This window comes from Streptomyces mirabilis (genome assembly GCF_039503195.1).
GTDB classification, from domain to species: Bacteria; Actinomycetota; Actinomycetes; order Streptomycetales; family Streptomycetaceae; genus Streptomyces; species Streptomyces mirabilis_D.
In genome coordinates this window covers 3929489-3948101 of sequence record NZ_JBCJKP010000001.1, presented here as the reverse complement: position 1 = coordinate 3948101, position 18613 = coordinate 3929489, and the positions used below count along the sequence as shown (strand labels likewise).

Annotated in this window: 17 protein-coding genes; 6 read left to right on the top strand and 11 right to left on the bottom strand. The window is 70.7% G+C overall.

Features of this window, described 5'->3' with window-relative positions:
* Positions 1-88 precede the first annotated feature (88 nt).
* The 4 genes from AAFF41_RS18445 to AAFF41_RS18430 form a co-directional block, all read right to left on the bottom strand.
* Entirely contained in the window at positions 89-1558 is a 1470-nt protein-coding gene (locus AAFF41_RS18445) for a sugar transferase (RefSeq protein WP_319744435.1), read from the bottom strand.
* A 219-nt stretch (positions 1559-1777) separates the two neighbouring features.
* Positions 1778-2608, bottom strand: coding sequence for a glutaminyl-peptide cyclotransferase (locus AAFF41_RS18440; protein ID WP_343324244.1), 831 nt, complete (start codon positions 2606-2608; stop codon positions 1778-1780).
* A complete protein-coding gene (locus AAFF41_RS18435) occupies positions 2601-4421 on the bottom strand; it encodes a DUF4012 domain-containing protein (protein ID WP_319744431.1) in 1821 nt (606 codons plus the stop codon). The genes AAFF41_RS18440 and AAFF41_RS18435 overlap by 8 nt, the downstream gene beginning before the upstream one ends.
* Positions 4422-4483: 62 nt before the next feature.
* Entirely contained in the window at positions 4484-5041 is a 558-nt protein-coding gene (locus tag AAFF41_RS18430) for a hypothetical protein (protein ID WP_319744429.1), read from the bottom strand.
* Between the two features lie 289 nt (positions 5042-5330).
* Here AAFF41_RS18430 and AAFF41_RS18425 point away from each other — a divergent pair, with 289 nt between their 5' ends.
* Positions 5331-6782: a tyrosine-protein kinase domain-containing protein gene (locus AAFF41_RS18425; protein ID WP_343324243.1), complete on the top strand. Its 1452-nt coding sequence runs from the start codon at positions 5331-5333 to the stop codon at positions 6780-6782.
* The gene (locus AAFF41_RS18420; RefSeq protein ID WP_319744424.1) at positions 6779-7393 is read left to right on the top strand and encodes an arsenate reductase/protein-tyrosine-phosphatase family protein; all 615 of its coding nucleotides are present in this window, start codon (positions 6779-6781) and stop codon (positions 7391-7393) included. The genes AAFF41_RS18425 and AAFF41_RS18420 overlap by 4 nt, the downstream gene beginning before the upstream one ends.
* A 159-nt stretch (positions 7394-7552) precedes the next feature.
* On the opposite strand, the gene AAFF41_RS18415 is transcribed toward AAFF41_RS18420, so the two are convergent.
* The 4 genes from AAFF41_RS18415 to AAFF41_RS18400 form a co-directional block, all read right to left on the bottom strand.
* Positions 7553-8503 carry a nucleoside hydrolase gene (locus tag AAFF41_RS18415; RefSeq protein WP_343324242.1) on the bottom strand — a complete coding sequence of 317 codons (951 nt, stop codon included), beginning with the start codon at positions 8501-8503 and terminating at the stop codon, positions 7553-7555.
* 152 nt (positions 8504-8655) lie between these two features.
* Entirely contained in the window at positions 8656-8964 is a 309-nt protein-coding gene (locus AAFF41_RS18410; protein WP_225900309.1) for a DUF1876 domain-containing protein, read from the bottom strand.
* 197 nt (positions 8965-9161) lie between these two features.
* Positions 9162-10193 carry a hypothetical protein gene (locus tag AAFF41_RS18405; RefSeq protein ID WP_319744420.1) on the bottom strand — a complete coding sequence of 344 codons (1032 nt, stop codon included), beginning with the start codon at positions 10191-10193 and terminating at the stop codon, positions 9162-9164.
* A gap of 44 nt (positions 10194-10237) precedes the next feature.
* The gene (locus AAFF41_RS18400; protein ID WP_319744418.1) at positions 10238-10765 is read right to left on the bottom strand and encodes a hypothetical protein; all 528 of its coding nucleotides are present in this window, start codon (positions 10763-10765) and stop codon (positions 10238-10240) included.
* Between the two features lie 521 nt (positions 10766-11286).
* Here AAFF41_RS18400 and ettA point away from each other — a divergent pair.
* Genes ettA through AAFF41_RS18385 form a run of 3 tightly spaced genes read left to right on the top strand, consistent with a single transcriptional unit; the run spans position 11287 to position 14063 of the window.
* Positions 11287-12951: an energy-dependent translational throttle protein EttA gene (gene ettA, locus AAFF41_RS18395; RefSeq protein ID WP_261684721.1), complete on the top strand. Its 1665-nt coding sequence runs from the start codon at positions 11287-11289 to the stop codon at positions 12949-12951.
* 6 nt (positions 12952-12957) lie between these two features.
* Entirely contained in the window at positions 12958-13371 is a 414-nt protein-coding gene (locus AAFF41_RS18390) for an acyl-CoA thioesterase (protein WP_075031882.1), read from the top strand.
* Positions 13372-13373: 2 nt separating this feature from the next.
* The gene (locus AAFF41_RS18385) at positions 13374-14063 is read left to right on the top strand and encodes a DUF8010 domain-containing protein (protein ID WP_343326310.1); all 690 of its coding nucleotides are present in this window, start codon (positions 13374-13376) and stop codon (positions 14061-14063) included.
* A gap of 139 nt (positions 14064-14202) precedes the next feature.
* Here the strand turns inward: AAFF41_RS18385 and AAFF41_RS18380 are convergent, their stop codons facing one another.
* Complete coding sequence (locus AAFF41_RS18380) at positions 14203-14607, bottom strand: globin (protein ID WP_054231791.1); 405 nt, start codon at positions 14605-14607, stop codon at positions 14203-14205.
* Positions 14608-14720: 113 nt separating this feature from the next.
* Between AAFF41_RS18380 and AAFF41_RS18375 the strand changes: the two genes are divergently transcribed.
* Positions 14721-15704, top strand: a complete 984-nt coding sequence (locus AAFF41_RS18375; RefSeq protein WP_319744416.1) for a methyltransferase domain-containing protein — start codon at positions 14721-14723, stop codon at positions 15702-15704.
* A gap of 33 nt (positions 15705-15737) precedes the next feature.
* On the opposite strand, the gene AAFF41_RS18370 is transcribed toward AAFF41_RS18375, so the two are convergent.
* Entirely contained in the window at positions 15738-17123 is a 1386-nt protein-coding gene (locus AAFF41_RS18370) for an FHA domain-containing protein (RefSeq protein ID WP_343324241.1), read from the bottom strand.
* A gap of 73 nt (positions 17124-17196) precedes the next feature.
* Positions 17197-18543 (bottom strand): vWA domain-containing protein, encoded by a 1347-nt coding sequence (locus AAFF41_RS18365; protein ID WP_343324240.1) that lies wholly within the window; start codon positions 18541-18543, stop codon positions 17197-17199.
* Positions 18544-18613 lie beyond the last annotated feature (70 nt).

The window sequence follows — 18613 nt, the reverse complement described above, 5'->3', positions numbered from 1 at the left end:
CCAGGGGGATCGCCGGTGCTGGTGGATGCGGTGGACATCAGCGGCTGTCGTCGGTGCTGTCGGGCGTGTTGGCGGGGCGGGCAGTTGCTCAGTAGGCGCCTCTGCCCGCTACTACGGCGCCCACCGTCCGGCACAGCACCTCGAGGTCCCCCGACGGCGACCAGTTGTCCACGTACCTGAGGTCCAGGGCGACCGTCTCGGCCCAGGAGAGGTCGGAGCGGCCGCTGACCTGCCACAGGCCGGTGAGTCCGGGCTTGACGGCCAGCCGGCGCCGCTCCACCTCGTCGTAACCGGCGGCCTCGTCGGGCAGCGGCGGTCGCGGACCGACCAGGGACATGTGTCCCCGCACCACGTTGAACAGCTGGGGCAGTTCGTCCAGGGAGGAGCGGCGCAGCACCCGGCCGACGCGGGTGATCCGCGGATCACGGCGGATCTTGAACATGCGGCCGTCCTGCTCGTTGGTCCCGGTCAGCTGATGCCTCAGCCGCTCCGCGTCGACGACCATGGTGCGGAACTTGGCCATGGTGAACGGTTTTCCGTCGCGTCCGATGCGCGTCTGCCGGTGCACGGCGGGGCCCGGGGAGTCCATCCGTACGGCGAGGGCCACCGCCACGAACACCGGGGCGAGCAGCACGATCAGCAGCGCCGCGCCCAGCCGGTCCGTCACCGACTTGAGCAGCGTCGCGACCCCCCGACTCAGGGGCGGGGCCACGGCCAGCATGGTGAGCCCGGCCACGGAGAGGACGCCCACCCGGCGCCCGGCGACCTCGGTCAGACCCGGTACGACCACGAGCGGGCACTCTTCGCCGTGCAGGGCCCACGACAGCCTCCGCAGGCGCGTTCCGTTCATGTACGGTCCCGGCACGACCAGGACCACGTCCGCGTAGAGCCGCCGGGCCGCGTCCAGTACCGGGGCGGAGTCGGCAGACGGGTGCGGCGGTGCCTGTCGGCCGATACGGGTGGCGACCGGGGCCAGTGTGTGCGGGTCCTCGTCGCCGATCGGGCACACCCCGACGACGACGAACTCGTGGTCGGTCCGCTTCGCGAGGTGGCTCACCAGACCGTCGACGGCGTCGGCCTCCCCGATCACCAGGGCCCTGCGGACGGTCCGGCCGTCGCGGCGCCGGGCGACCAGGTGACGGTGGATCAGATTGTGTACGACGGCGCTCGTCGGGGCGCAGGGCACCAGGGCGGCCAGTGCAAGGAGGAACGGGGACTCCTCGCCTGTCGCCGCCCGCACCACCGCGAGCAGTCCGACCAGCACCAGCCAGTCCTGCGTCGCGGGGCCGATGTTGTCGCGCTCACCGAGACGGCGCTCGCCGTAGCGGTCCCGTGCGCCGCGCACGAGCAGCCATGCTGCGGCCGCCACTATCGCGTAGGCCACGGCATGCGTGCCGCCGGTCAGCGCGAAGGCCAGATACACCGGCACGGCTGCGCCGGTCACGTCGCCGATGACGGCGGCCGGCGCGTACCAGACGGGCTTGCCGGTGCGGCGCCCGGTCGGCCGCTCCCGGATGACCTGTGTCTGCGCAGGTCTTGCCACTGGTACGTGGGGCATCGTCTCCCCGAACAGCCACATTCGCCCTCCAAGCGCATCAAAAAAGGACTATTCGAGTGTGAACGGCTGTCCGGTGAACAGCGGGGCGCGACGCTGGGCTTCGAGCAACTCTCACCCGATGAGCAGAGCTCCATGCCTCGCGCATATGCGGACAGCCCGGGCCGGGAGGCGAGGGGTCCACGGGAGGGCACTGAAAAGGTGGGCGGGGTCGCCCGTCCGTCAGGCCGGGGCCAGCGCGACGCGGAACATTCTGGGCCAGAACTTCCCGGTGATCAGGAACTGATGGGTGCCGGGGACCGCCGCGATACCGTTCAGCGCGGACCCCGGGACGAGTTCGTCGTCGCGCAGCAGGCCCGAGGCGTCGATGCTCGCCGTCACCGCTCCGGTGACGGGATCGATGCGCACGATCCGGTCGGTGAAGAGCACGTTCGCATAAACAGCGGCACCGACGCACTCCAACTCGTTCAGCTCCGTCACCGGCTGGCCCCCTTCGGTCACGGCGACCTCGCCCGTCTTCGCGAGCGACCTGGGGTCACGGAACGTCAGCCGTGACGAGCCGTCGCTGGTCACCAGCCGGTGCCGGGCCCGCTCGAGGCACACGCCCCAGCCGTCGTCCGGGTACGGGACGCGACGCAGTTCCCTGAGTGTCCTGGCGTCGCGCTCGATGGCGATCCGGTTCCGCCAGGTGAGCTGCCACAGGGTTCGGCCGAGCACGGTGATGCCCTCACCGAACAAGGGCGCGGGGAGTGCCGTGCGGACCGTGGGCTTCTTGCCCAAAGGCCCTGCCCGCACCGAGGACCGGCCGGAGATGCCGGTGCCTTCGTAGAGCGTGTCGCCGGCCATCTCGAGTCCCTGGGTGAACGCTCGCGGGTCGTGCGGAAAGGACTTGAGCACCTTGACCCGCAGGTGCTCGACCCGGTGCGCGGCGACCCGCCGCCCACCCGCGGCCCCGCCTGCCGGATCGTCCGGGGCGTACTCTCCCGTCGCGCACGACGCGAGCAGCAGCACCCCCAGGAGCACCGCCCCGGTGCGGCGCAGGCGCTCAGACACGGCAGGCACCGCCCGGTTTCAGCGTGGCTCGCAGTGGCGTCACCAGGGACTGTCGCAGAAGGACCGGGGTGCGGTCCGCGTGCGGCTCCAGCAGGTGCAGTACCAGCGTGCGGCTGGAGTGGGCGGGCAGTTCCAGGTCCAGCGTGTACACGGAGTGGCCGCGTTCGACGCCGGGTGCGAGCTGCGCCGGGCGGCCGTCCAGGGTGGCGCCGGTCAGGGAGGCGCCGACGCCCGCGTAGTACGACACCAGGAGCCGGTTGTCACCCGGCCGGGTGCGGTAGGGCGGGGAGTCCTCCCGCAAGGTGACGTAACCGGGCAGCCCGGAGACCGGGGCCCGGTTGGTCAGGGTCACCGTCGCGGTGACCGGGCGGTCGTCGAGGGAGCAGCCGTTCGCTTCCCAGACCAGGCTTCGGTCGAGGTAGTAGTCCAGTTTGGAGCCGGCGGCGTTGTTCACCACCAGCCCCGCGAAGGGGCCGGGAGTGTCCGGGAGAGCGCCCGAGTAGGAGCGCGACTCGAGGAGACGTTGCTCCGCGGCATGCGCGCTCCACACCTTCAGCCGTCCGTCCCGCTGGGCGTCGTTCAGGGCGACGAGCAGGGCGGGCAGCCGGCGCATGTCGCCGGTCGCGGAGATCAGGGGCCCGGCGGCGGCGCGGGCCGCCTCGACGAAGAACGCCTTGCGCCGGGCGACGTCGTCGTACATCGCGTAGCTGGCCCGTTCGGTGAGGTCCACGACGTTGTCGGCGGTCAGCTCGGTGCCGCCCGCCATGCGGGCCGGTCCGGTGACGCGCAGCAGACGGCTCAGCGTGGCGGGGTCGACGGCGAACGCGCCGTCCACGCGCTCGCCGGTGTGTTCGCGCCACGCCGCGGCCCAGATGCGGGCCGCGTAGGGGAAGTGCGGGCTCATGTTGGAGTTGGCCCACACGCGAGTGGGCTCGCTGCCCTGGTAGCGGGCCGTGAAGTCGGCTCCCAGGTCGAGGTCCGTCTTCGTCGTGGCCATCTCGGTGTTGTTGCCGAAGCGCTCGAAGGACAGATGACCCCGGTCGGCCGACAGCACGGCGAAAGCCCCCGGAACGCCCCCGGTGCCACGCGCCTCGGCGATGTTCTGGAACGCGAGGAAGTAACGCCGTTCCCCTCCAGCGCCGAGCAGGGACGGCAGGACGCGGGCCGCCAGGGAGGCGTCGGTCATCACCGGGCCGAGGCGGTCGATCTGCCGCGCGAGCCCCGCCCGGGCCCGGTCGGCCGCCGGCAACCAGGTGGACCGGGGCAGCCCGTGCACGTAGGCCTGCACCTCGACCGCGGCGCGGGCGGCCCGGACGACTTCCGGCGCGTGCTTCTGCAGGGTCATCAGCGCCTCGGACATCCCGTCACCGCGGCCGTCCGGCGTGGCCGGTGGCAGGGCCCGCACCAGCGGGGACAGCACATCGCCGGCCAGCCGGTCGGCCGCGTACGCGGCTCCGCGCACGGTCCTGACCGGGCCGCCGAAGAAGGGCAGCGCGGCTGCGGGGTACCAGGCCGGGCCGGTGGTGAGGCGATGCGCCCGAGCGGCGTGGGCGGCGGCGGACCGCACCTCCCGTTCCCGCTCCTGGACGGACGCGGGCACGGCACCGGAGGGGGCGCCGGGCACGGGCGCCAGCGACTGCCGCAGCGCGTCGAGGTCCCGCCCGGCCGCGATCAACTCCGAACGGGCGAGCAGCCCGGTGACACCGATCCAGACGGCGCCGGCCAGGGGGAGCGCCGCGGCGGCCAGCACGGTGTTCCTGAGTACACGACGGCGGCCCGGTGCCCCCTCGCGGGAGTGGCCGGGCCTGCGCATGCGGAAGGCGCCTCGGCCGGGGCCGGGACGCCTTGGTTCCGCCGTGCCGCTGTCCCGCTCCGTCATGAACTGCGGCGACGGCGCACGGCCAGCATCGTGCCCCCGCCCGCCGCGATCAGCCCCGCCGCGGTGCCGCCCAGTGCCAGGGCCTTTTCGCTGCCTGTTTCCGCGAGGTCCGGGCGGTGATGGGGGTTCCCCGAGCCGCCGGGTCGGCTGCCTGGCTGACCGAGCCTGCCCTGCACGCTGATGTTGACGGAAAGCGTCAGGTTGGGGTGGCGGGCGGTCAGTTTGAACGTGTGGCCGCCCAGCACGGTGCGCCTGGGGATGGTCACCTTGCCTGTGACGACTCCTGTCCTGGTCGCCCTGTACCTGCCCAGGACGACTTCCTTCGAGAGCACCGACACGGTGACCAGTTGCCTGGCGGCGAAGCCGGTGCCGACGAAGGTCAGTGCACCTCCGGCGGGCAGCGTGGTGCGGCTGAGGGTGAGGCTCGGGGGCGGTGGCGGGTATTGCGCATGGGCGGTCTGCGCCCCCAAAAGCGGTGCCGCGACGAGCACGGCAGCCGATGCTGCCGATGCCAGAGCAACCCGCCATCTTGGCGATGTCGTCATCTTCTTCACTCTCCTCGACTTCAGTCCGGGCCAAGCCGCAGCGTCGGCCGTGAGCAAGATCTGGGTACCAACCATCTAGATACATGGAATAAATGGGATATATAGGTACCGACTGGCGTGACGCCGACCAGAACTCACCGGATGGTGGAGCACTTGCTTCCCAATGGCCCTCGTTCGGCGGGCCGACACAGGGGCGGCTCCCCCGGTTGACGTGCGTGAGTCCCTATCGTCGGCTGCACACATAGGGAACAGAACATTCCATTTCGGGTGGTTCCCTCGGTCCTATGAGGGGTGCAGCTTGGATCTCCACGGATTCCTGAAGGCTCTTGTCAGACGCTGGCCGACCGTCGTGGTCTGTCTCGTTCTCGCGACCGGGGCGGCGCTCGCCGTGACGAGCTTGAGCACACCCGTCTACGAGGCCAGGACCCAGCTCTTCGTCGCCACCCACACCGGTGAGGACACCGTCCAGCTGAACCAGGGGCAGAGCTTCTCGCAGGCGCGCGTTCAGTCGTACGCCGCGATCGTGACCACCCGTCAGGTGACCCGGCCTGTGGTGAAGGAGCTGCGGCTGCGTACCACCCCGGAGGAACTGGCGTCCCGGATCACCGCCGTCGCCCCGCTCAACACCGTGCTCATCGACATCACCGTCCGGGACACCGAGCCCAGGCGTGCGGCACGCATCGCCAACGCGGTGGCGGAGCGGTTCAGCGCGGTCGTCGAGAGGCTGGAGACGCCCAAGCGCGCCGTCCAGCGGTCCGGAAAGAACCACGCGGACGATGCCCCGCCCGCCTCGCCCGTCTCCCTGGGCGTCACCCAGGAAGCTGTCGCCCCCGTAGGCCCGGTCTCACCTCGCCCGCTGCTGAACCTGGCCGCAGGAGTGTTCGGCGGCCTGCTGCTCGGTGCCGGCCTCGTCGCCCTGCGCGAGACCCTCGACACCACGCTCAAGACCAGCGAGGCGCTGGGAGAGTTCACCGCGCTGCCGGGTCTCGGCACCATCCCGTACGACAGGAACGTCCCCAAGCAACCGCTCGTCAGCGCCGACGTGCACTCCCACCGTGCCGAGGCCTTCCGCAAGCTGCGCACCAACCTGCAGTTCTCGCAGGTCGACGAGCCGCCCCGGATCATCGCGGTGACAAGTTCGGTGCCTGGTGAGGGCAAGACCAACACCGCGGTGAACCTCGCCCTCTCGCTCGCCGAGACAGGTCTCTCCACCTGCCTCGTGGACGGCGACCTGCGCCGACCGTGTGTGGCGTCGACCTTCGGTCTCGTCCAGGACGCCGGTCTGACCACCGTGCTCATCGGACAGGCCCGCATCGAGGACGTGATGCAGCAGGCCGGCGGCCGGCTCTCGGTTCTCGCCAGCGGCGCCGTACCGCCGAATCCCACGGAGCTGCTCGCCTCGGCGCGCATGGAAGAGGTGCTGCGCGAACTGGCGGACACCTACGAGGTCGTGATCGTCGACACCGCGCCGCTGCTGCCGGTCGCCGACACGCTCGGACTGGCCTCCTTCGCCCAGGGCGCACTGCTCGTCGTGCGCGCCGCGAAGACCAGCCGGGATCAGGTCCGCACCGCCGCGGAATCGCTGGACCGCGTGAGTGTCCGCGTCCTCGGCACCGTCTTCAACATGGCTCCGGTGCCCAGGGGCGATCGCTACGGCACCTACGGGTCGTACGGCGAGCTGCCCGCTCCTCGTGTGTCGGACCCCGGGAAGGAGGCCGCCGCGACGACACGTCTCGCGGGCGGGAAATGACCCGGGTCCTGTTCGTCTGCACGGGCAACGTGCACCGCTCGGTGCTCGCCGAGCGGCTGCTGGCCGCGAGGCTTCCGCCCGGTTCGGCCGTACGGCCGGAGAGCGCCGGAACGCAGGCGCGGCCCTGGTCCGGCATGGAGGCCTCCACCCGGTCGGTGCTGGAGGAACTGGGCGGTGACGGCTCCGGCTTCGCGGCCCGCCCGCTCAGCGCACAGCTCGTCGCGGAAGCAGCGCTGGTCCTCGGGCTCGCGCACGAACACCGGGAGGCCGCCGTACGGCTCGTGCCGACGGCGCTGCGGCGCTGCTTCACCCTGAAGGAGTTCGTACGTCTCGCTGCGGGGGGAGTCGGCACGGTGCGGGGCGGGGAAGGTACGGCGACCACGCACGGCGACGTACCGGACGGGCAAGTCCCGCCGGTCGTGGACGGTTTCGACGTCGTGGTCGCGGCCGCCGCCCGCCGTCGGGGTGCCGTCGCCCCGGTCCCGCCGGCCGGGGACGACATCTCGGACCCGTGGGGGAGGCCCCCCTCCGTGCTGTACGAGTGCGCCCGCGAGATCGACGGAACGGTGAGCGCACTCGCCCGGTTGCTGGGCGGCGGAGCGAGCCTCTGAGCCGGAGTCCGCGACCTCGCAGGTCCTCACCAAGGACCAGTGAGTACGCGCGAGTCATCCCGCACTCGCCCTGCGGCACCGGGCGGTGGAAAAGACGGGTGCCCGGGAGTGACGCCCAGTGCCTTCCCGTGCCGCTACGCGGAGGTCCGCGACGTGCCGCTACGCGGAGGTTCGCGCGGTGGTCGCGGCGATGGTTTCCAGCGAGCCGATGAGCAGGTCCCACAGGCGCTCGGTCTGCAGCTTCGTCGCCACGGAGGTGTTCGCCGGGCCGGAGCGGCCGCGGAAGTCGGTGACCGTCATGCCGTAGGTCGCCGTACCCCGCAGCTCGACCTCGACATGGGCCGGCGTGACCTCCATCAGGCTCGGGTCGATGGCCCGGCCGACCGCGCACGCGTCGTGGATGGTGGCCATCGCGCCGTGCACCTGGCCGACGTTGGCGTTGTAGTGGTCGAGGAGGTCGACGACGAACCTGGACACGGGTGTGCCCAACGCCCCGATGCGGGACAGCAGTTCAGGTGTGGCGGCGGCCTGAGCCGTCAGATCGAGGCCGACCATGGTCAGGGGCCAGCCCGCGGAGAAGACGATCGCGGCCGCCTCGGGGTCGGCGTGGATGTTGAACTCGGCCGCCGGTGTGATGTTGCCGCGGGTGTACGACCCGCCCATCAGGACGACCTCCTTGACCAGTTCGGCGATACGGGGCTCCCGGCGCAGCGCCAGCGCGATGTTGGTCAGGGGTGCGGTGGGGACGAGGGTGATCTCACCGGGGTGGGCGAGGACCGTCTCGATGATCAGATCGACGGCGTGCCGGGGGTCGGTCTCCATGGCCGGAGGGATGAAGGCGGGGCCGTCCATCCCGGTGTCCCCGTGGATCTCGGCGGCGAGGGTCTGGTCCCGGACGAGGGGACCGGCGGCACCGGCCGCGACCGGTACGCCGCGCAGGCCCGCCAGGGTGCAGACCTGCCGGGCGTTCAGGGTGACCTTCTCGATGGTCTGGTTGCCCGCGACGGTCGTGATGGCGACGATCTCGACGTCGGGGTTCCCGGCGGCGAGCAGGATGGCGATGGCGTCGTCGAGCCCGGGGTCGCAGTCGATGACGATCTTCTTGGGCATGGGCGTCCTTCGGGGTGGGACGGGGATGCGGACCGGATCGCTGAGAACAGCATGCGCCAGGCCCACACTGCCCTGGTCGGCCACACGCCACTCCTGCCGGCCCCACCCCGCCCCTGTCGCGAAGGCTCACCTCAGCCGTTACGAGAGGTGGCTCACCTCAGCGGATGCGAGGTCCTTCCCGACGCCTCGTCGATCTCGTCGTGCGCCTTGGTCAACAGCTTCATCGCCAGTTCGTTGAGCGCCCGCGCGCCCGCGACCTCCTCGCCGACTCTCGGCTGGTTGGAGTCGGAGGGGTGGCGGCTGGCGTACCCGTGAGCGCGTACCTCGTTCCCGTCGGGGAGCCGGAGGAGAGCGGCGGCGCGGGTGCGGTGGTCGTCCTCCTCGAACTCGATCTCGACGTGCCAGCCGACCGCGGTCCGTGCCTGCGCGGCGGCCGGTTGCGACTGTGTCATCTGTGTCATTGCGATCACCTCCGAGGCGGGCCCCGGTCCCTGATACGGGCCTCGGCCCCTACTACCAGAGTGTGCTTCTTCCCCCGACTCCGCACGGGATGACGCCCGGTGGCGACAAGGAGTGATCGAACGACTACGAACCGCCTGTGCCAAGCCCGTTGAACCAGTGACAGGCCGGCTGTCGGCGCGGTCGTGCTCCGCGAGGCTCAGGAATCATCGCCTCTGGCGCTGCGCCGATAAGGACGGATGATCGCGAGCGTGGCGAAAAGCATGAGGACCAGAGCCATCGATGCCGAGATGATTCTCCAGTTCAGCGGGCTTTGCTGATCAGGATGCGAAAGGACTGCCGCGGCCATGCCCGGCCCCTTCGGGAAGGTGATCCGAGCTTCATGCGTCACCTCCAACAACCCGCTTTTCAACGTGAGGGAGACGTCCCACGGGCCGTCCGTGACCTGATCGGTCACGATGACGTTCACCGACGTGGACTGGCCGGGCGCCAAGCTCTTTCCGGAGTCGACCGGGTAGGGCCCGGCGCTGATGCTTCCGGATACCTGGGACATCTTCAGGGCGCCGGTGAGGTCCAGAGCGCGGCCACCGGTGTTGTGGACCTTGGCGTGTACGACGGCGCGCCCACTGGCATCACGCCCAGCCGTCATGTCGTCCACCGTGAAGCGGGCACGCGGGGGATTGTTGCCGCCCACTGAGAGGTAGAGCCGGATTCCGGTGCGGCTGACCAAGGTGATGCCGCTGCCCAGGTCGCGACCGCTGACCTGCGCCCACACCACGCCGTATCGCTCGCCGGGGGCAGCGTCCTTCGGAATGGCGATGGTCACGGTGTCACGGGCTCTGGAGTGAGCGGGGATGTCCAGGCTCAGCTGACCGGGCTTGATCCAGGTGGTGAGCTCGTTACCGGTGTTGCCGGCAGCACCGACGAAGGAACCCCGGCGGATATCGGCGGCGCCGGGGTAGACCGCGACATGCAAGGCGTCGGCCGACTTGTTCGACACCTCGATGCGCCGCCTGACGGTGACACCGGGTTTCAGGCTGTCGACGATGTACTGCCGTGCCCGTGGGTCTTTGATGAGGTCGGCGGGGACATCGACGAGCCGAATTCCCACGGCGTCCGGGGGGTTCGGTCGCTGTACCGGGTCCGATACGAGGGATGTGGCCGAAGCGGTGCCGGTGGCCACGGCAAGCGCCGTGGCCAAGAGCACCGCAAGGGAGAAGAACCTGGGCACAGGGCTTTACGGTTTCCTTTTTTGCGGTAAGGACGTACGAGGTCTCAGGCGACGGAGTGAGTGATCGTCGAGTTGTACGTTCCCGCCAGCGCGTTCGCGGGGATGGTGAGATGGATCGTCGGGTTCCAGGTGGCCGAGTTGATGCCGCTCACGCCGGTGGCCACCTGGACGGGGCCGGGGGGATAGAGCGGGTTCAAGTCGCTCGCGGTGACAGTGGCGGTGCCGCTGACCGAGGCCGACGGTGTGGTGTAACTGCTGGAGCCGGGAGCGGATACGGAGATGTTCTGAGGGCCGGTGAAGTCGACCGCGCTTGCCGTGGCGGTCCAGCCCGCGGTGCCGCCTCGACCGTCGGTCACCGTGACGTTGCCCAGCTGGCTGGAGACCGACTGCGGACTGCCGCTCACGCCGACGGTGCCGAGGTTTACGGGACCCGCCGGGACACTGATGTCGAGCGTCCCTGACGAGACCTGGACGGTCACCGGCGTGTCCGCCGCCGAAGCCGGCGTCGGGGATGCCAGCACTGCCACCGCCGCTCCGGCGATCAAGGGGCTGATGACGCTACGAATTCTCATGGGTGCGACCTCGCTTGGTGACCGGGGGAGTTGGGGCGGCACGGCAGGGGCCGATGCGCAACTTCACGCTAGAGGGAGCATGATCAACAAGCGCACGGACTCCATTGCGTGGAGGCTTGATCCACTCGAACGGCGGAGTTTGGGGGGCGCATGACGCGGTCATGACTGCGATCACCCCAAGGACGGTCCCGACGCCGGTCGCCGCCATCGACGGGGGAGGCGCATTCGATGCCGCCCCCACACGGTGCCCACGGGCCCCGGAGTGCCGACAGGTGACGCCGTTTCTGTCCGGACGACGACCGACGAGTGATCATCTCTGGGCCGTTCCCAGGTTCCTGGGCCGTGCGAGGTCGCTCGGCAGTGACCGGCGACGACAACCAGTGACAGGACAGCTACCGAGGCGGTCGGTGAAAGGCCAGGTCACGGCCCCCCGGCCGAACGGGTTTCCCCCCAGGGGTGGCGGTCAGGCAAGATGGGGTGTATCTGCCCACTGCCGATTTCAAGCGTCCGGACGGTTTCTCTTGGCTGAGTTCATTTACACCATGCGCAAGACGCGCAAGGCGCACGGCGACAAGGTGATTCTCGACGACGTCACCTTGAGCTTCCTGCCGGGTGCGAAGATCGGTGTGGTCGGTCCGAACGGTGCTGGTAAGTCCACCGTTCTCAAGATCATGGCGGGGCTCGAGCAGCCCTCCAACGGTGACGCGTTCCTGTCGCCCGGCTACAGCGTCGGGATGCTGCTGCAGGAGCCCCCGCTCGACGAGTCCAAGACCGTCCTGGAGAACGTCCAGGACGGTGCCGCCGAGATCATGGGCAAGCTCAAGCGCTTCAACGAGGTCGCCGAGCTGATGGCGACCGACTACTCGGACGCGCTGCTGGACGAGATGGGCAAGCTCCAGGAGGACCTGGACCACGCCAACGCGTGGGACCTGGACGCCCAGCTGGAGCAGGCCATGGACGCCCTGGGCTGCCCGCCCGGCGACTGGCCGGTCACCAACCTCTCCGGTGGTGAGAAGCGCCGCGTCGCGCTGTGCAAGCTGCTGATCGAGGCGCCCGACCTGCTGCTCCTCGACGAGCCCACCAACCACCTGGACGCCGAGTCCGTGCAGTGGCTGGAGCAGCACCTCGCGAAGTACCCCGGCACCGTCGTCGCCGTCACCCACGACCGGTACTTCCTCGACAACGTCGCCGAGTGGATCCTCGAGCTCGACCGTGGTCGCGCGCACCCCTACGAGGGCAACTACTCCACGTACCTCGACAAGAAGGCCTCCCGCCTCAAGGTCGAGGGCCAGAAGGACGCCAAGCGGGCGAAGCGACTCAAGGAAGAGCTCGAGTGGGTGCGGTCGAACGCCAAGGGGCGTCAGGCCAAGTCCAAGGCGCGTCTGTCCCGCTACGAGGAGATGGCGGCCGAGGCCGACAAGATGCGGAAGCTGGACTTCGAGGAGATCCAGATCCCGCCGGGCCCGCGTCTGGGCTCCATCGTCGTCGAGGTCAACAACCTCTCCAAGGCCTTCGGGGAGAAGGTCCTCATCGACGACCTCTCCTTCACGCTGCCGCGCAACGGGATCGTCGGCGTCATCGGCCCGAACGGCGCCGGCAAGACCACGCTCTTCAAGATGATCCAGGGACTCGAGACGCCGGACTCCGGCACGATCAAGGTCGGCGAGACCGTCAAGATCTCGTACGTCGACCAGAGCCGCGAGAACATCGACCCGAAGAAGTCGCTGTGGGCCGTCGTCTCGGACGAGCTGGACTACATCAACGTGGGCCAGGTCGAGATGCCGTCGCGCGCGTACGTCTCCGCCTTCGGCTTCAAGGGCCCCGACCAGCAGAAGCCGGCCGGCGTCCTCTCCGGTGGTGAGCGCAACCGGCTCAACCTCGCCCTCACCCTCAAGCAGGGCGGCAACCTGCTGCTCCTCGACGAGCCGACCAACGACCTCGACGTCGAGACGCTGTCCTCGCTCGAGAACGCGCTGCTGGAGTTCCCGGGTGCGGCCGTGGTCGTCTCCCACGACCGCTGGTTCCTGGACCGGGTCGCGACGCACATCCTCGCCTACGAGGGTGACTCGAAGTGGTTCTGGTTCGAGGGGAACTTCGAGTCGTACGAGAAGAACAAGATCGAGCGCCTCGGCGCGGACGCCGCGCGCCCGCACCGTGCCACCTACAAGAAGCTGACCCGGGGCTGATCGATCTTGCGGCACATCTACCGCTGCCCGCTGCGCTGGGCGGACATGGACGCGTACGGCCACGTCAACAACGCGGTCTTCCTCCGCTACCTGGAGGAAGCACGTATCGACTTCCTGACCCGCCCGGACAAGCAGTTCAAGCAGGGGTCCGTGGTGGCGCGCCACGAGATCGACTACAAGCGGCAGCTCGTCCACCGGCGCGAGCCGGTGGACATCGAGCTGTGGATCACCCAGATAAGGGCCGCGGCGTTCACGATCACGTACGAGGTCAAGGACGCGGACCAGCTCTACGTCCGGGCCGCGACCGTGGTCGTGCCGTTCGACTTCGAGGCCCAGCGCCCGCGCCGCCTCACCGCCGAGGAGCGCGAGTTCCTGGAGGAGTACCGGGACGACCAGGCTGACGAGGCCGTCGCGGCATGACCGTGACCGCGCTGCACCTCACCGACGACGGGGAGGCGGCGGACCTCGCCGCCTTCCTCGCCCGGCTGATCCACTACGACCGCGCCGCCGCCGTACGCCTCCAGGCGTCCGGCACCGCGCTCGCGGTCTTCGGCCGGCCGCCGTCGTTCGAGGTCCTCGCGATCCGTACGGCGCGGCTCGCCAAGCCGTACGAGAACGGTCTCGACGTCACCCTCGACGTGACCGTCTCCGCCGGTGAACTCCTGGAGTCCATCGACGAGTCGGCGGCCACCGTCAGCGTTCCCGGGGCCGTCACCGGACCGCCGTGGGCCGGGGTCCTCCCGCCCCGCGGAGGCTGGCAGCCGGAGCCGGGACTGCCCGGTCCGGATGCCGTACGCGCGATGGTCGCCACCGCAGTCGCCGAATTCCGCTCCCGTACAAGGGAGTTGGCGCCCGAGGCCCGTACCCGCGCCGAACTCGACCGCATAGGACGGGAGATCTGGTCCCGGCCGATCGGTGACACCGGCCTTCAGGTGCGGGCCGTGCACGCGGCGCAGTCGCTCGGTTTCCTGCTGCCGGTGCGTCAGGCCGACCCGGGCGAGAGTCCGTTGGGGCTGTACTCGTCCGGGGCGTGGCTGCGGCTGCGTACGCCCTACGGATCGATCGCCGTCCGCAGGGCGGGACTCGGGGCACTGGACGTCAGCGTCCGCTGATCCCCGTCTTCGAGCGAGGGATTGCCCGGCCCCGATCGACTCGATCCTCCCGGCCCCGATCGACTCGATCCCCCTGGCTCCGATCGGCCCGATCTTCCCCGGGCCGCGACCGGCTCGATCCCCCGGCCCCCGACCGCTCTCAGCCGGCCGTGTTGATCATCGACGCCGCCGCGTACGTCAGGTAGTTCCACAGCGTGTGCTCGTGCTCCTCGGAGAGGCCGAGTTCGTCGACGGCCACCCGCATGTGCGCCAGCCAGGCATCGTGTGCCGCCTGGTCGACGGCGAACGGGGCGTGCCGCATCCGCAGCCGGGGGTGACCGCGGTTGTCGCTGTACGTGGTCGGGCCGCCCCAGTACTGGATCAGGAACAGCGTGAAGCGTTCCTCGGCCGGGCCCAGGTCCTCCTCGGGGTACATGGCTCGCAGCAGCGGGTCTTCGGCCACTCCCTCGTAGAAACGATGCACGAGGCGCCGGAAGGTCTCCTCGCCGCCGACCTGCTCGTAGAAGGTCTGCTCCTGAAGCGTGCCGCGCCGAATCTCTTTCACCTCACCATCGTCTCAGACCGGGTGACCGAGGACGCAAGGCTTAGGACCAGCGGCCCAGCGGCCCGGCGGGTGCGGCACTCGCCTCGCGGCCCGTCCCGCCGCACAGTGGAGGTATGAGCGCGCACGCTCTCGATCACGACCTCGACCACCTCGCCGCCCTGGCGCGGGCCGCCCTGGTGCGCGAGATCGACCGGAGTGGGGCCTGGGCCGCCGACCCGGTGTGGCGGGCGGCGTTCGAGGAGGTCCCGCGCCACCTCTTCGTGCCGTACTACTACGTCGGTGCCGTGGGCGGCTTCGAGCGGGTGTGGGGCGAGGACCCCGACCCGCGCAGCCGGGAGCGCTGGGTGCGCGGCGCCTACGCGGACGCTCCGCTGGCCACCCGGGTGCGCGACGGCGAGTTGGTCTCCTCCAGCAGCCAGCCGTCGCTGATGGCGATGATGCTGACCGCGCTGGAGGTACGGGAGGGGAACGCCGTCCTCGAGATCGGCGCCGGCACCGGCTACAACGCGGCGCTGCTCGCCCACCGTCTCGGCGACCGCCTGGTGACCACGGTCGACCTCGACCCGGAGATCACCGAGTCCGCGCGCCGGCACCTGGCCGCCGCCGGGTACCACCCGACCGTCGTCACCGGGGACGGAGCCCGCGGGGTCCCCGAGCGCGCCCCCTTCGACCGGATCATCGCCACCTGCACGCTGATCTCGATCCCGCGGCCGTGGCTCGCCCAGTGCCGTCCCGGCGCCCGCATCCTGGCGCCGCTGGCCACCGGCCTGATCGCGCTGCGCGTCCGGGACGCCGAACACGCCGAGGGGCGCTTCCTGCACACGCCGGCCTACTTCGTGCCCCTGCGCGGCGCGAGCCGACCCGAGGAGTCGGAGCCGCAGGACCTGCGCGAGCTGCCGCGTCGGGCCCGCGGCGACGAGCTGTTCCGGTTCCTGCTGACCCTGGCAGGGAGCGGCCTCGACCCGTACGAGGCGTACGAGCTGTGGGAGCGCGAGAGCCGGCCCGTGCGCGAGCGGTACGGGGTCACGGTCGACGGCGCGGACGCCTGGGCGTGGCTGGACGACCCCGAGGGGCCGTACGCCTGGCCGCTGCCGTGACTCCGGCCGTGACTTCTGTCGCGGCCTCCGCCGTCAGCCTCGCCTGATGGTGATCGTCGTCCAGGCGCCGACGTGCACCCGGTCGCCGTCCTGGAGCGGGACCGGCACGAAGGGCTGGATGGGCTCCTCGCCGCCGTTGACCGTGGTGCCGTTGGTCGAGTTCTGGTCGACGACCGCCCAGCTGCCGTCCGGCTGCTGGACCAGGACCGCGTGCTGGTGCGAGACGCCCGGGTCCTCCGGGGGCACCGAGAGGTCGATGTCGGGGGTGTCGCCGGTGGAGTGCCGACGGCGGCCGATCGTCATCTGGTTGCCGGTGAGCGGGCGCTGCTGCTCCGGTGAGTACGCGGGCAGGTTCAGGCCCGCGGCCTCGGGGCCGGAGCGCTGCATCATCGCCATGAAGTACTCGCGGTCGGGACCGATCGTCGCGCTCCAGGACAGCGGCTGGCGCTGCTGCTGGTAGTCGGGACCGGGGCCGGGCGGGGCCTGCGTCGCGCCGGGCTGCGGATAGCCGTAGCCGCCGCCCTGCCCCGCACCGGGACCACCGGGACCACTGGGGCGTCCGCCGGGGCCACCCGGTCCGCCGGGCGAATTGCCCGACGGCGGGGAGATCACCCAGTCGTCCTCACCGCCACCGAAGGACGGGCCCCCGGACTGCGGACCGCCGGGCCCGGGCGGGCCCTGCTGCGGGAAGGTGGGAGCGGCCGGCTGCTGGGTGAAGGCCTGCGGGGCGCCGGGACCGCCGGGCGTGGGCCCGGGCGGCGGCGGAACCGGACGCGACGGGTCCGCACCGAAGCCGCCGGGACCAGGACCAGGACCGCCGAAGCCACCGGGACCACCGGGACCACCGGGGCCGGAAGGACTACCTTGCCGGGACGGGTCGCCGCGGAAGCCCGACGGGTCCTGCCCGTAGGGCGGAATCGGTTCCGCGGGGCGGTTCATCTGCGAGGGCCGCGAGCTCTGGTAGTCGAACGGGTCGTGACCGGGACCGGTCGCGGGACCGCCCGGCTGCCCCTGACCCTGCGGAGGCTGCTGGAAGCGCAGCGCCGGATTGGGCATTCCGGGCGCGGGCGACTGCGGACGCGGCGCCGCCGGGGTGTACGAGGTCGCCGTGTTCGTCAGGAAGTTCCACCGGCACTCCTCGCAGAACGGCGCACCGCCCTCACGGGGCGTACGGCACTGCGGGCAGAGCTCCGGCTCGGGATTGGGCACGGCGGACAGGTGCGGGCGCCCACCGGGGACGCCGGGTCCACCCGGGCCCCCGGGACCGGACGGCGGGGGCGAGCCGGGCGGCGGATAGCCGTAACCGGCGGCGGGCGGCGGCGGTGGAGGGGGCGGAGGCACGGCACCGGCCATGCGGTGACCGCAGACCTCGCACCAGTCGTCGGAACCCGACTGGTGTCCGTTCGGGCAGGTCGGCATGTCGGCGCTTCCCCCTCTCCTTGTCCGGCCGTTATGACCGGGTTTCTCCAGTTCCCAGCGGGAACCGGGCTCGCTACTTCTTTACACGAACAGTCTTTGTGGACCGTGTCTCAAGGGTCATTTCGTCAGCCTCTTCGACCCTTGCCTTCAATCGCACAGTACCTGCCGCGGCATCGACCACGTCCACCACCTTCGCAAGCAGTTTCGCAGTATCGGCGTTGCCCGACGCACTCGCGAGCTGAACGGCCCGGCCCAGCTTGGCCGTTGCTCCGTCGACATCTCCCGATTTGCGCAGATCCAGACCCTGTTGGATGACTTGCGCCAGTTCCGCCTGACCTGTGTAGTGCGCTACCTGGGCGTTGATCCTCGTCGAGGCCACCATGTCGTCGGTCCACACCGCCTTGATGAGCCCCTGGGCGCCGAGGTTGCGCACGCCGCCGTCGCCCTGCGGCACGACGAGCGAGACCCGGGCCGCCAGCATCTCCTGGCCCACTCCGGCCGAGGGGACCTCGACACACACGTGGTAGTCGCGGGACTCGTCGCCCCAGGACCCGGTGGGGTAGTCGCCGGCGCGCGGGCCCGCCTCGGTGCGACGGCCGGTCAGCTCCTCGACCGTGGGGGCCACTTGCTTGACGAACTTGATCTCGGTTCCGACCGGCGTCCACAGGCGCAGCGCGACGTCCGCGACCTCCTTGCCCATCGCCGTCTCCATCATCTGTGTGAAGTCGGCGGACAGGGCGGCCGGGTCCGCGACGATGTCGGCGGTGCCGAGCAGGGCCGAGGCGATCCCGGTGACCTCCTTGACCTCCCAGTCCGTACCCACTCCACGCGCGTCACAGGTGAAACGTCCGGCACAGGAGTCGAGGGCGGCCTTGAGGTCCTGCGGCGACTCGTGTTCGTTGCGGCCGTCGGTGAGCAGGATGCCGTGCCGGATCGACACGTCGGCCGAGGACAGCAGCCGGTCGGCGAGACGCAGCCAGGTGCCGATCGCCGTACCGCCGCCCGCGCTCAGCCTGCGCAGTGCCTCCTTGGCCTGGCCGCGGGTCGCCGCGTCGGCCACCGCGAGGCGCCCATTGCCGGGGTAGACCTCCTTGGCGATGTGCGTGCCGCCGATCACCGCGAAGTGCACGCCGTCGCGCAGGGTGTCGATCGCGGCGGCCGTGGCCTCGCGGGCATTGCGCATCTTGGTCGGCGGGTAGTCCATCGAGCCGGAGCAGTCGACCATGATCGCCACGGCGGCGTCCGGGCCCCGGCCCGCCGCGTACAGGTGGGGCGCGCCGACCGCGCTCCCGACGGTGCCGCCGCCGGTGGCACTCACCGTGACGATCGCGTTGACCTCGCGGCCGCCCTCGGGCAGGTACTCGTTCTGGTACACGTCGACCGAGAACTGCGGCACGTTCGACTTCGAGAAATTGGCCATGCCTTCTTCGTCCCCCTCAAGACCTCCGTCGGTTGGCGGAGGTGATGACTGTATGCGGACCGGTCCCCTC